Annotated in this window: 14 protein-coding genes; 9 read left to right on the top strand and 5 right to left on the bottom strand. The window is 70.5% G+C overall.

The annotated features are described in order from the left end of the window. Positions 1–56: 56 nt before the first annotated feature. Both glp and galU read right to left on the bottom strand, forming a co-directional pair. Positions 57–1,403 carry a molybdotransferase-like divisome protein Glp gene (glp, locus tag ACZ6JY_RS13595; RefSeq protein WP_469195485.1) on the bottom strand — a complete coding sequence of 449 codons (1,347 nt, stop codon included), beginning with the start codon at positions 1,401–1,403 and terminating at the stop codon, positions 57–59. 3 nt (positions 1,404–1,406) lie between these two features. Next, positions 1,407–2,318: a UTP--glucose-1-phosphate uridylyltransferase GalU gene (gene galU / locus ACZ6JY_RS13600; RefSeq protein ID WP_469195487.1), complete on the bottom strand. Its 912-nt coding sequence runs from the start codon at positions 2,316–2,318 to the stop codon at positions 1,407–1,409. A 93-nt stretch (positions 2,319–2,411) separates the two neighbouring features. Here galU and ACZ6JY_RS13605 point away from each other — a divergent pair, with 93 nt between their 5' ends. After that, positions 2,412–3,026 carry a 5-formyltetrahydrofolate cyclo-ligase gene (locus ACZ6JY_RS13605; RefSeq protein WP_469195489.1) on the top strand — a complete coding sequence of 205 codons (615 nt, stop codon included), beginning with the start codon at positions 2,412–2,414 and terminating at the stop codon, positions 3,024–3,026. Positions 3,027–3,110: 84 nt separating this feature from the next. Here the strand turns inward: ACZ6JY_RS13605 and ACZ6JY_RS13610 are convergent, their stop codons facing one another. After that, the gene (locus tag ACZ6JY_RS13610) at positions 3,111–5,963 is read right to left on the bottom strand and encodes a penicillin acylase family protein (RefSeq protein ID WP_469195491.1); all 2,853 of its coding nucleotides are present in this window, start codon (positions 5,961–5,963) and stop codon (positions 3,111–3,113) included. 216 nt (positions 5,964–6,179) lie between these two features. Between ACZ6JY_RS13610 and ACZ6JY_RS13615 the strand changes: the two genes are divergently transcribed. The 5 genes from ACZ6JY_RS13615 to mscL all read left to right on the top strand — a co-directional run bounded on the left by ACZ6JY_RS13615 (position 6,180) and on the right by mscL (position 11,214). Further along, a complete protein-coding gene (locus ACZ6JY_RS13615) occupies positions 6,180–7,712 on the top strand; it encodes a potassium/proton antiporter (protein WP_469195493.1) in 1,533 nt (510 codons plus the stop codon). A 225-nt stretch (positions 7,713–7,937) separates the two neighbouring features. After that, positions 7,938–9,209, top strand: a complete 1,272-nt coding sequence (locus ACZ6JY_RS13620) for an MFS transporter (RefSeq protein WP_469195495.1) — start codon at positions 7,938–7,940, stop codon at positions 9,207–9,209. A gap of 67 nt (positions 9,210–9,276) precedes the next feature. Next, positions 9,277–9,612, top strand: a complete 336-nt coding sequence (locus ACZ6JY_RS13625; protein ID WP_469195497.1) for an FmdB family zinc ribbon protein — start codon at positions 9,277–9,279, stop codon at positions 9,610–9,612. Positions 9,613–9,978: 366 nt separating this feature from the next. Then, positions 9,979–10,527: a hypothetical protein gene (locus ACZ6JY_RS13630; RefSeq protein WP_469196134.1), complete on the top strand. Its 549-nt coding sequence runs from the start codon at positions 9,979–9,981 to the stop codon at positions 10,525–10,527. 171 nt (positions 10,528–10,698) lie between these two features. Further along, positions 10,699–11,214: a large conductance mechanosensitive channel protein MscL gene (gene mscL, locus ACZ6JY_RS13635; protein ID WP_469195499.1), complete on the top strand. Its 516-nt coding sequence runs from the start codon at positions 10,699–10,701 to the stop codon at positions 11,212–11,214. 7 nt (positions 11,215–11,221) lie between these two features. Here mscL and ACZ6JY_RS13640 read toward each other — a convergent pair whose 3' ends face one another. Then, positions 11,222–11,503 carry a hypothetical protein gene (locus ACZ6JY_RS13640; protein ID WP_469195501.1) on the bottom strand — a complete coding sequence of 94 codons (282 nt, stop codon included), beginning with the start codon at positions 11,501–11,503 and terminating at the stop codon, positions 11,222–11,224. A gap of 207 nt (positions 11,504–11,710) precedes the next feature. On the opposite strand from ACZ6JY_RS13640, the gene ACZ6JY_RS13645 reads away from it, so the two are divergent. The 3 genes from ACZ6JY_RS13645 to ACZ6JY_RS13655 all read left to right on the top strand — a co-directional run bounded on the left by ACZ6JY_RS13645 (position 11,711) and on the right by ACZ6JY_RS13655 (position 15,197). Further along, entirely contained in the window at positions 11,711–12,766 is a 1,056-nt protein-coding gene (locus tag ACZ6JY_RS13645; protein ID WP_469195502.1) for a P1 family peptidase, read from the top strand. Between the two features lie 104 nt (positions 12,767–12,870). Continuing rightward, entirely contained in the window at positions 12,871–14,181 is a 1,311-nt protein-coding gene (locus ACZ6JY_RS13650) for a L,D-transpeptidase (protein ID WP_469195504.1), read from the top strand. Between the two features lie 239 nt (positions 14,182–14,420). Next, positions 14,421–15,197, top strand: a complete 777-nt coding sequence (locus ACZ6JY_RS13655) for a DUF6227 family protein (protein WP_469195506.1) — start codon at positions 14,421–14,423, stop codon at positions 15,195–15,197. 49 nt (positions 15,198–15,246) lie between these two features. Here ACZ6JY_RS13655 and ACZ6JY_RS13660 read toward each other — a convergent pair whose 3' ends face one another. Further along, complete coding sequence (locus ACZ6JY_RS13660) at positions 15,247–15,501, bottom strand: hypothetical protein (RefSeq protein WP_469195508.1); 255 nt, start codon at positions 15,499–15,501, stop codon at positions 15,247–15,249. Positions 15,502–15,700: the final 199 nt, after the last annotated feature.

Consider the following 15,700-nt stretch of genomic DNA (forward strand, 5'->3'; position numbering starts at 1 on the left):
CGGTGCGGCGCGCGCGGGCCTGTTGTGCGCGACACGGTACCCCGCTGACGGCCCTCTCAGCCGAGCAGGACCACCTCGACGTCCGCTCCCGGCTCCACCGAAGTGGTGTCCTCGGGGAGGACGATCAGCGCGTTGGCCTGGGCGAGCGCGGCGATCAGATGCGATCCGGAGCCGCCGACGGGCTCCACACGGCCCGCCTCGGCGTCGTACCGCCCCCGGAGGAACTGCCGGCGGCCCGCGGGCGAGCCGAGCGCCTTGTCGCAGACCAGCTCCGCGCGCGCGGAGACCCGGTTGACCTCGGGCAGCCCCATGAGCGTGCGGATCGCGGGGCGCACGAACAGCTCGAAGGAGACGTACGAGGAGACGGGGTTGCCCGGCAGCGCGAGGAGCGGGGTGTGGTCGGGGCCGATGGTGCCGAAGCCCTGCGGCTTGCCCGGCTGCATGGCGAGCTTGCGGAACTCCACGCCGCCGCCCGCACCGATGCCGTTCTCGTCGTCCGGGTCGCCCACGGAGGTCAGGGCCTCCTTGACGACGTCGTACGCGCCCACGCTCACGCCGCCGGTGGTGACGACGAGGTCGGCGCGGATGAGCTGGTCCTCGATGGTGGAGCGCAGCGTCTCGGCGTCGTCGGCGACGGCGCCCACGCGGTAGGCGATGGCTCCGGCGTCGCGGGCGGCCGCGGTGAGGGCGAAGCTGTTGGAGTCGTAGATCTCGCCCTCGGCGAGCGCCTCGCCGGGCTGGATCAGCTCGCTGCCGGTGGACATGACGACCACGCGCGGGCGGGGCCGCACCTTGACCGTGCCGCGTCCGATGGCGGCGAGCAGGGCGATCTGCGGCGGGCCGAGGACCATCCCCGCGCTGAGGGCGCGGTCGCCCGCGCGGACGTCGCTGCCACGCGCCCGTACGTGCGCGCGTGCCGCGGCCGGGCGGTGCACCTGGACCTCGCCGGAGGCGCCCTCGGGGGCGGCGCTGTGGGCGCGCATGCCGGTGACGGGGCCCCCGCCGAGGCCGCCGTCGGTCCACTCGACGGGCACGACGGCCTCGGCGCCTGGCGGCAGCGGGGCGCCGGTCATGATGCGGGCGGCCTGGCCCGCGCCGACGGTGGGCTGCTCGCCCGCGCCCGCGGCGACGTCCCCGATGACGCGCAGGACGGCGGGGAACTCCTCGCTGGCGCCCTCGACATCGGCGACCCGTACCGCGTACCCGTCCATGGAGCTGTTGTCGAAGGGCGGCAGCGAGACGGGCACCGTCACGTCCTCGACGAGGACGCAGCCCTGGGCGTCGAGGAGTTGGAGCTCGATGGGTTCGAGCGGGCGGACGGTCGCGAGAATGTCGTCCAGGTGCTCCTCCACCGACCAGAAGCCGCTCTGACCGGTGGTCGGTGTCGTCGTGCTGCTGCTCAAGTGCTACATCTCCTCGGTGACGTAACTGCGAAGCCAGGCCTTGAAGTCCGGCCCCAGATCTTCACGTTCGCACGCGAGTCTGACAATGGCACGCAGATAGTCGCCCCGGTCACCGGTGTCGTAGCGGCGGCCCTGGAAGACCACGCCGTGCACGGGACCGCCCACCTTCTCGTCCGCGGCGAGCTGCTGGAGGGCGTCGGTGAGCTGGATCTCGCCGCCGCGGCCGGGCTCGGTGTCGCGCAGGACGCCGAAGACGTGGGGGTCCAGGACATAGCGCCCGATGATCGCGTAGTTGCTGGGGGCGTCGGCGGCGTCGGGCTTCTCGACCAGGTCGGTGACCTTGACGACGTCGTCGTCCTCGGTGGCCTCGACGGCGGCGCAGCCGTAGAGGTGGATCTGCTCCGGGGAGACCTCCATGAGGGCGATGACGCTGCCGCCGTGCCGCTCCTGGATCTCGACCATGCGGGCGAGGAGGGGGTCGCGCGGGTCGATGAGGTCGTCGCCGAGGAGGACGGCGAACGGTTCGTGGCCGACGTGCGGTGCGGCGCACAGGACGGCGTGACCGAGCCCCTTGGGGTCACCCTGGCGTACGTAGTGCATGGTCGCGAGGTCGCTGGACTCCTGGACCCTGGCCAGCCGGTCCTCGTCGCCCTTCTTCAGGAGGGCGGATTCCAGTTCGTAGTTGCGGTCGAAGTGGTCCTCCAGGGGGCGCTTGTTGCGGCCCGTGATCATGAGGACGTCATCGAGGCCCGCGGAGACCGCCTCCTCGACCACGTACTGGATCGCCGGCTTGTCGACGACCGGCAGCATCTCCTTGGGAGTCGCCTTGGTGGCGGGCAGAAAGCGCGTGCCGAGGCCGGCCGCCGGGATGACCGCCTTGGTGATCCTGGCGCGAGGGGGGTGAGACTCAGTCATGTCGCCACCATATCCGGTCAGTATGTGCGGAATCTGTGGTTCCAGATACTTGATTGGCATATGCGTCCACTGAGAAGGGTTTGTGAATTCCCCATGAATGGAACCGATACCGGCGGCCAGCCAACCAAGCGCGGGTTGCGCGGGGACTTCCTCGCGGTGAGACGCGGGTTGACTGAGGATGACGTGCGGAAGGCGGCCGCGGTTCTCGCCGGGCACGCGCTGGAGCTCCCCGAGCTCGCCACGGCGGGGACGGTCGCGGCCTACGTGTCCGTGGGCAGCGAGCCCGGCACGCGCGTACTGCTCGACGCCCTGCACGCGCGCGGGACGCGCGTACTGCTGCCGGTGCTCCTCGCGGACAACGACCTGGACTGGGCCGTCTACGACGGCGAGGACTCCCTGGTCGCCGTGGAACACCAGGGCAAGATGCCGCTGTTGGAGCCCGCCGGGAAGCGGCTCGGCCCCGACGCCGTCCTGGAGGCGGACGCGGTGCTGCTGCCCGGCCTCGCGGTGGACACGGGCGGCACCCGGCTCGGGCGCGGCGGCGGCTCGTACGACCGTGTCCTGACCCGCCTGGAGCGCGCGGCCACCGATCCGGCCCTCGTGGTGCTCCTGTACGACTCCGAGGTCGTCGCGCACATCCCCGGCGAGACGCACGACCGGCCCGTGCACGCCGCGGTGACGCCTTCGGGGGTACGCCGCTTCCGGTGACCCCCGGATACCCGAGAGGGCCCTCCACGCGCGCGTGGAGGGCCCTCTCGGCAGGTGCGGTGCTTCACCGCTCGGCGTGCCCGGTCAGGGGCGGAGCACCAGCTTGTCGCTCGTGCCCTTCTCGACGGCCTTCTCGGAGTGGGCCCACGGCAGCAGCTCGCCCTTGGCCCACTTGTCGGTCTGGTCGGTGTAGTGCGCGTTGTACGCGTGTCCCGAGGCGCCGGTGAGGTTGATCCACTTGGACTTGTCGAGGTCCTTGAGGTTCACCACCATGCGCATCGAGGGCACCCAGACGACGCCGTAGCCGCCCGCCGCGTTCCAGCCGGTGGCGTTGACGGCCGCCTCGCCGCCGCCGAGGTTCCACGGGCCGCGGTTGAGCACGAACTGCAGCCAGCCGGGGCCTTCGGTGCCGAGCGTCTGGTTCTTCAGCGTGAGGCGGTGCAGACGGCCCCAGCTCCAGGTGTCGACGTCCTTGCCGAGCTTGGCCGTCAGGTCCCAGCGCGCGTCCCCGAGGGCCCGCTCGAACAGCTGGTCGCGGTTCTTGGTCTCCGCGTCGGTGCGGGTCGCCGGCGTCTTCCACCAGTCGTTGGTCTCGTCGTCGATGATCTTGCGGATCACCTCGTAGTAGCGGTCGCCGCCGTCCGGCTGGGCCGAGTCGGCGTCGCGCTCACCGCACTCGCGCACCCGCTTGCCCTCGTCGGCGGGGCGGGTGTTGCCGGCCGGTTCGACGTTCAGGCACTGGCCCTTGACGCGCAGCTCCTTGGGGAGCTTGTTGCCGATGGCCAGCTTGAGGATGTTGCGCCAGACCGAGTTGAAGTACGCGGCGGCCGCCGAATCGGCGTCCTGGGTGTAGTCCCAGCCCTCCAGGAGCTTCTGCGCCTCGCGGACGTACTTGTCCTTGATGTCGATCTTCAGCAGCTTGGGCACGAGCAGCTTGGCGATCTCGCTGCTGTTGTCCGTCTGCATGAGGCGCATGTCCTCGGTGGAGATCTTGCCGCCGTTCTTGATCTTCGACTGGATGAGGTCGTCGATCCGCTGGCTGCGCGCTCCGTAGCCCCAGTCCGAGGTGAGCTTGTACGGGTACTTCGCCTCGTCGCTGTCGTCGATGACGGCCTGGTTGGCGGTGACGATGTAGCCGCGCTTCGGGTTGTACTCGTAGGGCAGCGCGTCCTGCGGGATGTAGCCGTCCCAGCGGTAGTCGGGGTCCCAGCCGGGCGCGGGGAGCGAGCCGTCGCCCTTGCCGCGGGTGGGGATCTTGCCGGGCGCCTGGTAGCCGATGTTGCCCTTGGTGTCGGCGTAGATCAGGTTCTGCGAAGGCACCTCGAAGGAAGCGGCCGCCTTGCGGAATTCGGTGAAGTTCTTCGCCCTGTTGAGCTCGAAGACGGCGTCCATGGAGTTGCCCGGGGCCAGCGCGGTCCAGCGCAGCGCCACTCCGTAGCCGTCGCCCCGGTCGGGCGCGGCGGTGTCGACGCCTGCCTTCTTGCCGACCTTGACCAGCTCGTCGTCGCGGTCGGAGATGAGCGGGCCGTTGTTGGTCTCGCGGACCGTGATCTTCTTTTCCTTGCCGCCCGCGACCTTGATGGTCTCCTCGCGCGAGGTGAAGGGCAGCACCTTGCCGTCGTACTGGTAGCCGTCCCCGGTGAACTTCTCCAGGTACAGGTCCGTGACGTCGGCGCCGAGGTTCGTCATGCCCCAGGCGATGTCGTTGTTGTGGCCGATGACCACGCCCGGCATGCCGGAAAAGGTGTAGCCGGAGGCGTCGTACTGGCACTTGTCCGACACCGAACGGCAGTGCAGGCCCATCTGGTACCAGACGGAGGGCAGCTGCGGCGCCAGGTGCGGATCGTTGGCCAGGAGCGGCTTGCCGGTGATCGTGTGGTCGCCGGAGACGACCCAGGAGTTCGAGCCGATGCCGTTGCCGTTGGGGCCGAGGACCGCGGGGACCCCGTCCAGGGCGTCGGAGAGCCCCGAGAGCTGCGACTGCATCCCGTCGGGCGCCTGACCGCCTCCGGCGAGCCCGGAGCCCGCAGCGCCGCTCGTGCCGGTCTGGGTGCCGATGCCGGTGCCGGCGCCGGTCTGGGTGCCCGTACCCGTGCCGGTACCAGTTCCGGTACCAGTGCCAGTGCCGGTACCAGTACCGGTTTCGGTGGCGGTGCCCTTGGCGTCGTACTTCTCGGTGACGCCGTCGTAGGCGCCCTCGCGGACGACGGGCTTGTTCCGCTTGTACGGGTACTCCGGGTACAGGTCCTTGATCTGCGAGGGGCCGAGGCGGCTCGTCATCAGGGAGCGGTCGATCTCGTCCTGCATGTTGCCGCGCAGGTCCCAGGCCATGGCCTTGAGCCAGGCCACGGAGTCGACGGGCGTCCACTTCTGCGGCGCGTAGTCGTTCTCGAAGCCCAGCGCCGCGTACTCGACGGAGATGTCCTTGCCGTCCTTGCCGTCGAGGTAGGCGTTGACTCCCTTGGCGTAGGCCTGGAGGTACTTCTTCGTCTGCGGGGAGAGCTTGGAGTCGTACTCCTTCTTCGCCACCCGGTGCCAGCCGAGCGTGCGCAGGAACTCATCGTTCTTGACCTGACTCTTGCCGAACATCTCGGAGAGCCGCCCGGAGGTCATATGGCGACGTACGTCCATCTCCCAGAAGCGGTCCTGCGCCTGGACATAGCCCTGGGCCATGAAGAGGTCGGCGTCGGAATCGGCGTAGATCTGCGGGATTCCGTTCCCGTCGCGCTTCACCTCGACGTTGGCGGCAAGGCCGTCGAGCTTGATCGATCCCTTGGTCTGCGGGAAGGAGGCGCGCACGGTGCTGACGCTCCAGTACGCGCCGAAGCCGATGCCTCCGACGATGGCCAGGACCAGGACGATCACGACGAGTCGGGCTCGGCGCCCCTTCTTCTTGCCGGACTTATGGCCGGAAGAGGCGTTGGTGTTGGAGGGCATCGCTGTCCTTGCTGTCCTTACGCGAGCGGCAGGGCGGGCTGTGCTGTCGACTGGGCGGCTCTGGGAGCGCTGGAGCAACCATAGGCGCAGGGGGTTGCGCCCCCGGACGCGGAGTCAGGAACCGGACGCCTGAAGATCGTAAATGCGTTCGAAGGCATCAAGAAAGCGTTAACAATTAGGTAAGGTAACGAAGTACTTGGCTCGCACGAACTACTTGTGCGCGCACGGAGGAAGGAACGGCCCCTGACTGTCCACCACCTCAACCAGCTCCTGCTCGTCTGCTCGCTCGTTCTGCTCGTCGCGGTGGCGGCGGTCCGCATCTCGTCGCGCAGCGGGCTCCCAAGCCTGCTGCTGTACCTCGGCATCGGCGTGGCCATGGGCCAGGACGGCATCGGCGACGTCCACTTCGACAACGCCGAGCTGACGCAGGTCATCGGCTACGCCGCCCTGGTCGTGATCCTCGCCGAGGGCGGCCTCGGAACGAAGTGGAAAGAGGTCAAGCCCGCCCTGCCGGCCGCCGCCGTGCTCTCGACCGTCGGCGTCGCGGTGAGCGTCGGCGTCACAGCGGCCGGCGCGCACTACCTGGTGGGCCTGGAATGGCGGCAGGCGCTGATCATCGGCGCGGTGGTCTCCTCCACGGACGCCGCCGCCGTCTTCTCGGTGCTGCGGAAGGTGCCGCTCCCCTCCCGGATCACCGGCGTCCTCGAAGCGGAGTCCGGGTTCAACGACGCCCCTGTCGTGATCCTTGTGGTGGCGTTCTCCACCGCGGGGCCGGTGGACCAGTGGTACGTACTGCTCGGTGAGATCGCCCTGGAGCTGGCGATCGGCGCCGCCCTCGGCATCGCGGTCGGCTGGCTCGGCGCCTTCGGCCTGCGCCATGTGGCGCTGCCCGCCTCCGGCCTCTACCCCATCGCCGTCATGGCCATCGCGGTCACCGCCTACGCCGCGGGCGCCATGGCGCACGGCAGCGGCTTCCTCGCGGTCTACCTCGCCTCAGTGGTCCTCGGGAACGCCAGACTGCCCCACTGGCCCGCCACCCGCGGCTTCGCCGAAGGGCTCGGCTGGCTCGCCCAGATCGGCATGTTCGTCCTGCTCGGCCTCCTGGTCACCCCGCACGACCTCTTCGACGACACCTGGCACGCGGTCCTCATCGGCCTGGTCCTCACCGTGGTGGCACGGCCCCTGGGGGTCGTGCTCGGCATGCTGCCGTTCCGGCTGCCCTGGCAGGAGAAGGCACTGCTGTCCTGGGCGGGGCTGCGCGGCGCGGTGCCCATCATCCTGGCGACGATCCCGATGGTGAGCGGCGTCCAGGACAGCCAGCGGATCTTCAACATCGTCTTCGTACTGGTCGTCGTCTACACCCTCGTCCAGGGCCCCACGCTGCCCTGGCTGGCCAGGACGCTGCGGATCGGCGGCGGCTCGGAGGCGGCCGACCTCGGCATCGAATCGGCGCCCCTGGAGCGGCTGCGCGGCCATCTGCTCTCCGTGGAGATCCCCAAGGACTCCCGCATACACGGCGTCGAGGTCGGCGAGCTGCGGCTGCCCGCCGGGTCCGCGGTCACCCTGGTGGTGCGCGACGGCGAATCGTTCGTGCCGCTGCCGACGACCGTGCTGCGGCGGGACGACGAACTCCTCGTGGTGGCGACGGACCCGGTGCGTGACGCGGCCGAGAAGCGGCTGCGCGCGATCAGCCGCGGCGGCAAGCTGGCCAGTTGGCTGGGAACCGACGGAGAAACACACCAATCGTAGGTGGCGAGGGTCTCATCCACTGTGATCACAGGGGCTGATGAGGCCCTTGCCTGTACGATAAAGGCACCTGATCGAACCAACTCTGCCTGAAGCAGAGCTGGCGCGACCGTATGGCGGCCGTGCAGCCCCCTCAGTTGGGCCCGGCATCTACCGCAGTTCCGCGCAAGAGGACAGCTCTCGGCGCCCCCGCACGGGCGCGCTACCAGGCGGCAGAAAGGCACGGCCGTGGCATCCACGGTCACCGAATCCCGCCCGGGTTACGGACAGCTTCTGCGCACCCCGCGCGCGTGGACGTTCCTGCTGCCCGGCTTCGCCGCGCGCCAGCCGTTCGCGATGCTGACCATCTCCATCGTCCTGCTGGTGCAGCACACCACCGGCTCGTACGGTGCCGCGGGCGCCGTCTCGGCGGTCACCGGCGTCTCCATGGCGCTGTTCGCCCCCTTCAGCGGCAAACTCGCCGACCGGTTCGGCCAGCGCGCCGTCCTGGTGCCCGGCGTCCTCGTGCACTCCGCGTCCGTCATCACGCTGACGGTCCTCGCGCTCTCCGGCGCCCCCCTGTGGGCGCTCTTCGTGGCCGGCGTGCCCGCGGGCGCCTCGACGCCGCAGATCGGCCCCATGGTGCGGGCCCGCTGGGGCGTCAAGCTCCAGGACTCCCCCCTCGCGACCACCGCGGCGGCCTTCGAGTCCGTCACCGACGAGCTGACCTTCGTCCTCGGCCCGCTCCTCGCGACCGCGCTGTGCACCGGCATCACACCCTCCGCGGGCCTGTTCACCGAGGCCGGGCTCACCCTGATCGGCGGACTCCTCTTCGCCGCCCAGAAGAGCACCCAGCCGAAGCCGTCCGCGCACGACGACGCCCACGCGCGCGTGGAGCACGTTTCCGCGCTGCGGATCCCCGGTGTGCGGGTCCTCATCGCCACCTTCCTCGGCATCGGCGCCGTCTTCGGCGGCATGCAGGTATCGCTCGCCGCCTTCTCCGAGTCCATCGGCGAGCCCGGCCTCAACGGCGTCCTGTACGGCACGTTCGCGGCGGGCAACATGCTCTCCGGCGTCGTCTGCGGCGCCATCGCCTGGAAGATCTCCCCGCAGCGCCGTCTCCTCGTCGGGTACACCGCGCTGACCCTGATGGCCTCCGGGCTCTGGGCCGCGCAGTCCACACTGCTCCTCGCCGGGCTCGGCCTCCTGGTCGGCGTCTGCATCGCGCCCGCCCTGATCACCGGCTACACCCTGGTCGACAAGCTGGTCGCGCCGACCGGCCGCACGGAGGCCTTCACCTGGCTGACCGGCGCGGTCGCCCTCGGCCAGGCGGCGGCCGTCACGGTCTCGGGCCAGCTCGAGGACCGCCTCTGGGACGGGGCCGGATTCCTGGTCCCGCTCGGCGGCACGGCACTGGCCCTCGCGGTCCTCGTGACGCTCCGCTCGCGGCTCGTCCCCCCGGCCCCGGGACGCACGGTCACGCGTGGCGTGGGTCACCGCGTGCCGGTCACGGTGGACTGATCTCTCGGAATACGTCACTATGGACCGTCGTTAGCACTCATCGAGTGAGAGTGCCAGGAGGAAGCAAGTGCCGACGTACCAGTACCAGTGCACCGAGTGCGGCGAGGGGCTCGAGGCGGTGCAGAAGTTCACCGATGACGCCCTGACCGTATGCCCGAACTGCGACGGACGCCTCAAGAAGGTGTTCTCGGCGGTCGGCATCGTCTTCAAGGGCTCCGGCTTCTACCGCAACGACAGCCGAGGCTCCTCGTCGAGCAGCACGCCGTCGACGGCCACGAAGACGTCCTCCGACGCGAAGCCGTCGACCTCGTCGTCCTCCGGCTCGTCGTCCTCCTCGGACTCGAAGTCGTCCGCCGGCTCCTCGACGTCCGGCTCCTCGTCGGCGTCCAGCTCGGCCGCGTAGGAGCTCCTCGGAGGCTCCGGCTTCCGGCTTCGCGCTCCCGGATTCGCGTTTCCGGCTTCGCCAGGTTTTTCTTCGTGACCCCGCCGTTCACCGACGGCGGGGTCATCGTCGTGTCCGGGCACGGCACTGTGCGGCCGGTCGTGGTGGGTGGCCGTCGGGCGTGACCGCTCGCGGTGGGTGTGGCCGGTCCGGGGGCGCGTGTGGCCGGTCCGGGGGCGCCTGTGGCTGGTCGGGTCGGGAGGAATTGCACCTTCCGGTGACGGGGTTGTCCACAACCGGGGAGTAGTACACGGGCCTCAGCGGGGATCGGCTCGGGCGTGGATCGTGGGAGCGCAAGTCCAGCTCGTCCTCCTCGCACCCCAGGCGGTGGTTGTCGTGACCCGCGTTTCCCCTCAGGCCCATGCCCCCTCTCCGAGTCGGCTCACGGAGGGCATCCCGGTTCCCCTCTTCCCGCCCGTACGGGTGCGGGGAGGCCATCCACGGCTGCGCCGGCTGCTGCGGCACCGCCGGTCGGCCATGGCCGCAGGGCTCGCGATGACCGCCGCCGCCCTGGCGGCCACGGGTCCGCCGGAAGCGGACAGGACGCCGGACAGGACCGCGGCGGTCGCCTCCTCGCCCGAGCCGCCCCGGGGTGCCTCGGAGAGGGTGACGGCACCTGTGCGGATCGCGGACGCCGAGGCCGTGCGGCTGCTGCGCCCCGGCGACCGCGTCGATGTCATCGCCGCCGTCGAATCACCCTCGGGAGGCGCGAAGCCGCGAGTGGTGGCCGCCGGGGCGCGCGTGACGGAGGTGCCGGAGCGGGGCGACGCCGCGGCGGAAACCGGCGCGTTGGTGGTTCTGTCCGTGCCCCGCGACACCGCCGCACGGCTGGCCGGCGCCGGGGCGAGCGCCCGTCTGGCGGTGACCCTGCGATGAGGGCCACCGGTCACGGTCTCCCTGCCACCCTCGGTCGCACTGCCGCCCCTGGTCGCACTGGCACCCGGTCGCGTCGCTCGTCCGTGAGAGCGCATTGGACAGGGCGACGGCGTGCTGACGTAGGTTGCGGATTTGGCTGTTCCGCAACCTGCACACGCAACGAAAGGCCCCGTGGTGAGCGAGAAGAAGGAACCGGGCATCTGGGATGGCTTCAAGGCCTTCCTGATGCGCGGCAATGTGGTCGACCTGGCGGTCGCGGTGGTCATCGGCGCCGCGTTCACCAACATCGTGAACTCGGTGGTCAAGGGTGTCATCAACCCGCTCGTCGGCGCCTTCGGGACGAAGGACCTCGACCACTACCGCTCGTGCTTGAAGTCACCCTGCGAGACGAACGCGGCGGGCGAGGTCACCGACGGCATCCCGATCATGTGGGGTTCCGTGCTCAGCGCGGTCCTCAGCTTCGTGATCACCGCCGCTGTCGTGTACTTCCTGATGGTGCTCCCCATGGCCAAGTACCTCGCCCGGGTGGCCGCGAGGAGGGCCGAGAAGGAGGGCACGAAGGAGGTCATGGAGGTCACCGAGCTGGAGGTCCTCAAGGAGATCCGCGACGCCCTGGTGGCTCAGCGCGCGTCGGGCCCCGATGGTCCCTCCGGCGAGCGGCCCGACGGGCGGCCCGGTCTGCCGTAGCGCGGGCTCAGATGTGGTGGGGCGGCTTCTCGTCGAGGAACCGCGCCAGATCGGCGGCGCTGTCGCCGCCGGCCGACGGCCGCTCGCCCCACCCGCGGTCCGTGTCGTCCGAGGACTGCTGCGACAGCGGATCGTCGAAGACCAGAGCGTTCCTGGGCTTCGCGGATTTCGCGGATGTCGCGGGCTTCCCGGGCTTCTTGGACTTTTCCGGCTTCTCCGGCTTCTCCGGCTGCTTCGGTTTCGCCGGGTCCTCCGGATCGCGCGGCTCGGGGTCGGGGGCGGTACTCATGCCTCCAGGGTACGTCGGCCGAGTCCGGCACCGACGCGCTCACGCGGGCTCCGAAGCCGCCTCGGACGGCCCGGGCTCCCCGTGCCGCGAAGATCTCCCCGACCGCGGCCACGTGCCCCTGGCCCTGGGCCTGTCCCTGACCCCGGGCCGACGAGGGAGCGACGCTCACGGCCCACGGGGGCCGCCGCTCGTGATACGCACCCGCGTATGACTTCTGACTCCCTGACCGACATAGCCGGCCTGCGGGTAGGGCACGCAACGCTCATCGGCGACGGACAACTGACGGGGACCACCGTCGTGTTGGCGCCGGAGGGCGGTGCGGTCGCCGCCGTGGACGTGCGCGGGGGCGGCCCCGGGACCCGCGAGACGGACGCCCTCGACCCGCGCAACCTGGTGCAGCGCGTCGAGGCGGTCGTCCTCACCGGCGGCAGCGCGTACGGACTTGACGCCGCGACCGGCGTGATGGCGTGGCTCGAGGAGCGCGGCCGGGGGGTGCGAGTCGGGCCCAAGCCCTGCCACGTTGTGCCAGTCGTCCCGGCCGCCTGCGTCTTCGACTTGGGCAGGGGCGGCGACTTCGGGGCCCGCCCGGACGCGGCGACCGGCCGGGCCGCGGTGGAGGCGGCGGCACGGTCCCAGCTCTTCGCCCCGGTCGAGCAGGGCAACGTCGGCGCGGGCACCGGCGCGGTGGTCGGCCGCGTCAAGGGCGGGGTGGGCAGCGGGAGCGTGCGCCTGGAATCGGGGATCACGGTGGCGGCCCTGGTCGTGGCGAACGCGGCGGGTTCGGGGCTCGACCCGGCGACGGGTGCGCTGTACGGGCGGTACTTCGAGGGGAGGGAGGGGGAGGAGGGGGAGGGGCGGGAGGACCCCCGGCCCGCGCCCGAGGTGCATCAGGAGGCCATGCGCCGCCTGACCGAGGCCAAGGCGGGGAACGAAACCCAGCCGCCGTTGAACACCACGCTCGCCGTGGTCGCCACCGATGCCGCGCTCACCAAGGCGCAGGCGCAGAAGCTGGCGGGCACCTCGCACGACGGCATGGCGCGCGCCGTGCGGCCCGTTCATCTCCTCAACGACGGCGACACGGTCTTCGCGCTCGCGACGGGCGAGCACGCTTTGGCCGATGACCGTCCGCTCGCCCTGAACGACATCCTCGCCGCCGGTGCGGACCTGGTCACGGCGGCGATCGTGCGGGCGATGCTGGCTGCGGAGTCGGTGAGGACGCCGGGCGGAATGTTTCCCGCGTACCGCGACTTGTACGTGAAGTAGCAACTCCCGTACGTGCGAAGGGTGCACCGAAAGGGCGCATAGCGGCACAGAATCCCGCAAGTGCCCCCGGTGCCTGACGCATTGGGCGTCCTCGCGCCTCCGTAATGTGCCCGCACTCACACCAAGTGGCCGGAACCGCGCGGGCCGCCGTGCGCTCTTCACACGTACTGGATCAGAACACCTACTTGGAGCAGCCCGTGACAAGGTCGGTCATAGTCAACCCCCGGCGCCGTGCCCTGCTGGCCGCCACCGCGCTCGCCGCCGCGGGCGCGCTGACCCTCACGGCCTGCGGCGGAGACGCGGACGCCAAGGGCGACAAGAACGGCGGCAGTTCGGCCGCCAAGGGCGCCGACATCACCATCTCCTCCAAGGACGGCGCCACCGACGCCTCGATCAACGCCACCGGCGTCAAGGTCGAGAACGGCAAGCTGACGAGCGTGAAGATGACCGCGGTGACGTCCGGTGCGGCCGTCGAGGGCGCCATCACCGGTGGCGGCAGCGCCTGGAAGCCCAAGGCTCAACTGGAGCGCGGCACCAAGTACAAGGTCACCGCGAACGCCAAGGACGCCAAGGGCAACGCGGCGACCGAGAACGCGACGTTCACCACGGTGTCCACGGCCAACAGCTTCATCGGCAGTTACACGCCCGACGGTGGCACCACGGTCGGTGTGGGCATGCCGGTCTCCTTCAACTTCGACAAGGCGATCACGGAGAAGAAGGACGTCCAGTCGCACATCTCGGTCACGTCGAGCAGCGGCCAGAAGATTGTCGGCCACTGGTTCGGCAACCAGCGCCTGGACTTCCGGCCCGAGGAGTACTGGAAGGCCGGTTCCAAGGTCACGATGAAGATCGACCTGGACGGCGTGAAGGGCGCGAACGGCATCACCGGCGTGCAGAACAAGACGGTCTCCTTCACCGTCGGCCGCGCGCAGGTCTCCACGGTCGACGTGAACGCCAAGAAGATGACGGTCGAGCGGGACGGCAAGGTCATCAAGACCATCCCGATCTCCGCGGGCAGCGCGGCGAACCCCACGTACAACGGCAAGATGGTGATCTCCGAGAAGTTCACCCAGACCCGTATGAACGGTGAGACGGTCGGCTTCGGCGGGGAGTACGACATCAAGGACGTGCCGCACGCCATGCGCCTGTCGTCCTCCGGCACCTTCATCCACGGCAACTACTGGGGCTCGCCCTCGATCTTCGGCAGCTCCAACACGAGCCACGGCTGCGTCGGCCTTCAGGACGCGCGCGGCGCGGGTGACCCGAACACCCAGGGCGCCTGGTTCTACAGCAACTCCCTGATCGGTGACGTCGTGACGGTCAAGGGCTCGCCCGACAAGACCATCGCCCCGGACAACGGTCTCAACGGCTGGAACATGGACTGGAGCGAGTGGACGGCGGGCAGCGCGAGCTGACGCACGGCGCAGGGCGCACAGTGCACACGCACGACGCACGCGGCTCCGGCGCGCACCACCCCTGAGCCGCACCACCCCTGAGCCGCGACAGCGCCGCCTCCGCGCCACCCCTCGACGACGCGAGCCACGTGGGAACTTCCCGCGTGGCTCGCGCGTTTTCCCGTTCCCGGGCATGATGTCCGACCCAGGGGCTACGGTATGCACCCACTAGGTGACATGCAGCAACGCCGGGAGAAACCTTGAGCGTTCCGTACGAAACGGCGTACGAGCCACCCGAGTTGCCCGAGCCACACTCTCCGGAGGACCAGTCTCCGGAAGAACACCTCGAGCGGCTTCTCGGCCGTGCCCTGAACTCCTTCGACTTACCGGACGAGGTGCTCCGTCGCCTCGACTCCGCCCTCGCCCACAACAGCGCCCTGCACTCCGCGCACCACAGCTCGGGGCTGCACCGCGAGACGTACAGACACACCTGGCTGCTCGCCGACGCGTCCGTGCTCACCCTCTGGGAGCTCGTCCACAACACCGCGCCGGGCAGTGAGCCGACGCACGAGATCTATGCCGACGAGGAGGACGCGGGCGTCGCCACCTCGCGGCTTCCGCTGCCGCCCGACCCGCCCGCCTGCGGCAGGCCCGTCGTGCTACAGCTCCCCGTCGACCCCAGGCCTCGGCACGCGTACGCTCCCGATGACTCCCCGGACCACGCGCGCCGGCTGCTGCGCCGTGCGGAGAACCCCGAGGGGGACCGCCCGGGCGAGGATGTCGCGCGCCTGCTGAGTTCGGCGGTCGCGCACCAGATAACGCAGACCTTCGGCCGTCCCCGGCTGTCCGGCGAGGCGCGCCTGAGCCTCTCGCTCTACGAGCACGCCTTCCTGCTCTTCGACGGCGCCGAGGTCAGCCTGTGGGAGGTCGAGCACACCCTGACCCCCGACGGCCGCCACCGGTGCGAGGTGTACGCGACCGAGGGGGCGGCCCGCGCCGCGATGGAGCGCAGGGCCAAGGACGCGGCCAGAGGCTGACCGCGCCGCTCCGGGGCGCCTGACGTCACGTACCGCCGCACGCGCACCCCTACATACGCCCGTTGCCGAACTGCCGGATCAGGCCGGCGAAGGCGGCGCGCTCGTGGGCGGTGAGCTGGACCGCCTCCGCGTGCGGCGGGCCCTGCTGGGCAGGCAGCGCGCGGAGCCGGTCGGCCTGGCGCCGCACCTCCGCGCCGGGGCGGTCCCTGCGCATCACCCGCACCAGACCGACGGTCCAGACCGCGGTCGCCACGGCGAACAGGGCGACGCCGATGCGCTGTACGTTCGAGACATCCTGGAACATGCGGCCCAGTAGACATCAGGGTCCAGGTATGACGACAGGGGGGTTATGGGACGTAGGTCCTGAAGTGACGTATGTCGCACAACTCCCCCATCATCGGAAACTTCCCTACCGCCGGGAACCGGCCCGGAGCGGGCCCGGCCCAGCCGCCGCCAGGTCCGGTCGGGCCGCCACCGGGTCCGGTCAGGCCGCTGTCGAGCCC

This window comes from Streptomyces sp. NPDC046335, from assembly GCF_055587985.1.

What these genes read in the sequence shown, in the direction of transcription:
- galU (WP_469195487.1), bottom strand. Translation starts at nt 2,318, where the DNA reads ATGACTGAGTCTCACCCCCCTCGCGCCAGGATCACCAAGGCGGTCATC.
- ACZ6JY_RS13605 (WP_469195489.1), top strand. Translation starts at nt 2,412, where the DNA reads ATGAATGGAACCGATACCGGCGGCCAGCCAACCAAGCGCGGGTTGCGC.
- ACZ6JY_RS13610 (WP_469195491.1), bottom strand. Translation starts at nt 5,963, where the DNA reads ATGCCCTCCAACACCAACGCCTCTTCCGGCCATAAGTCCGGCAAGAAG.
- ACZ6JY_RS13640 (WP_469195501.1), bottom strand. Translation starts at nt 11,503, where the DNA reads ATGAGTACCGCCCCCGACCCCGAGCCGCGCGATCCGGAGGACCCGGCG.
- ACZ6JY_RS13645 (WP_469195502.1), top strand. Translation starts at nt 11,711, where the DNA reads ATGACTTCTGACTCCCTGACCGACATAGCCGGCCTGCGGGTAGGGCAC.
- ACZ6JY_RS13650 (WP_469195504.1), top strand. Translation starts at nt 12,871, where the DNA reads ATGTGCCCGCACTCACACCAAGTGGCCGGAACCGCGCGGGCCGCCGTG.
- ACZ6JY_RS13660 (WP_469195508.1), bottom strand. Translation starts at nt 15,501, where the DNA reads ATGTTCCAGGATGTCTCGAACGTACAGCGCATCGGCGTCGCCCTGTTC.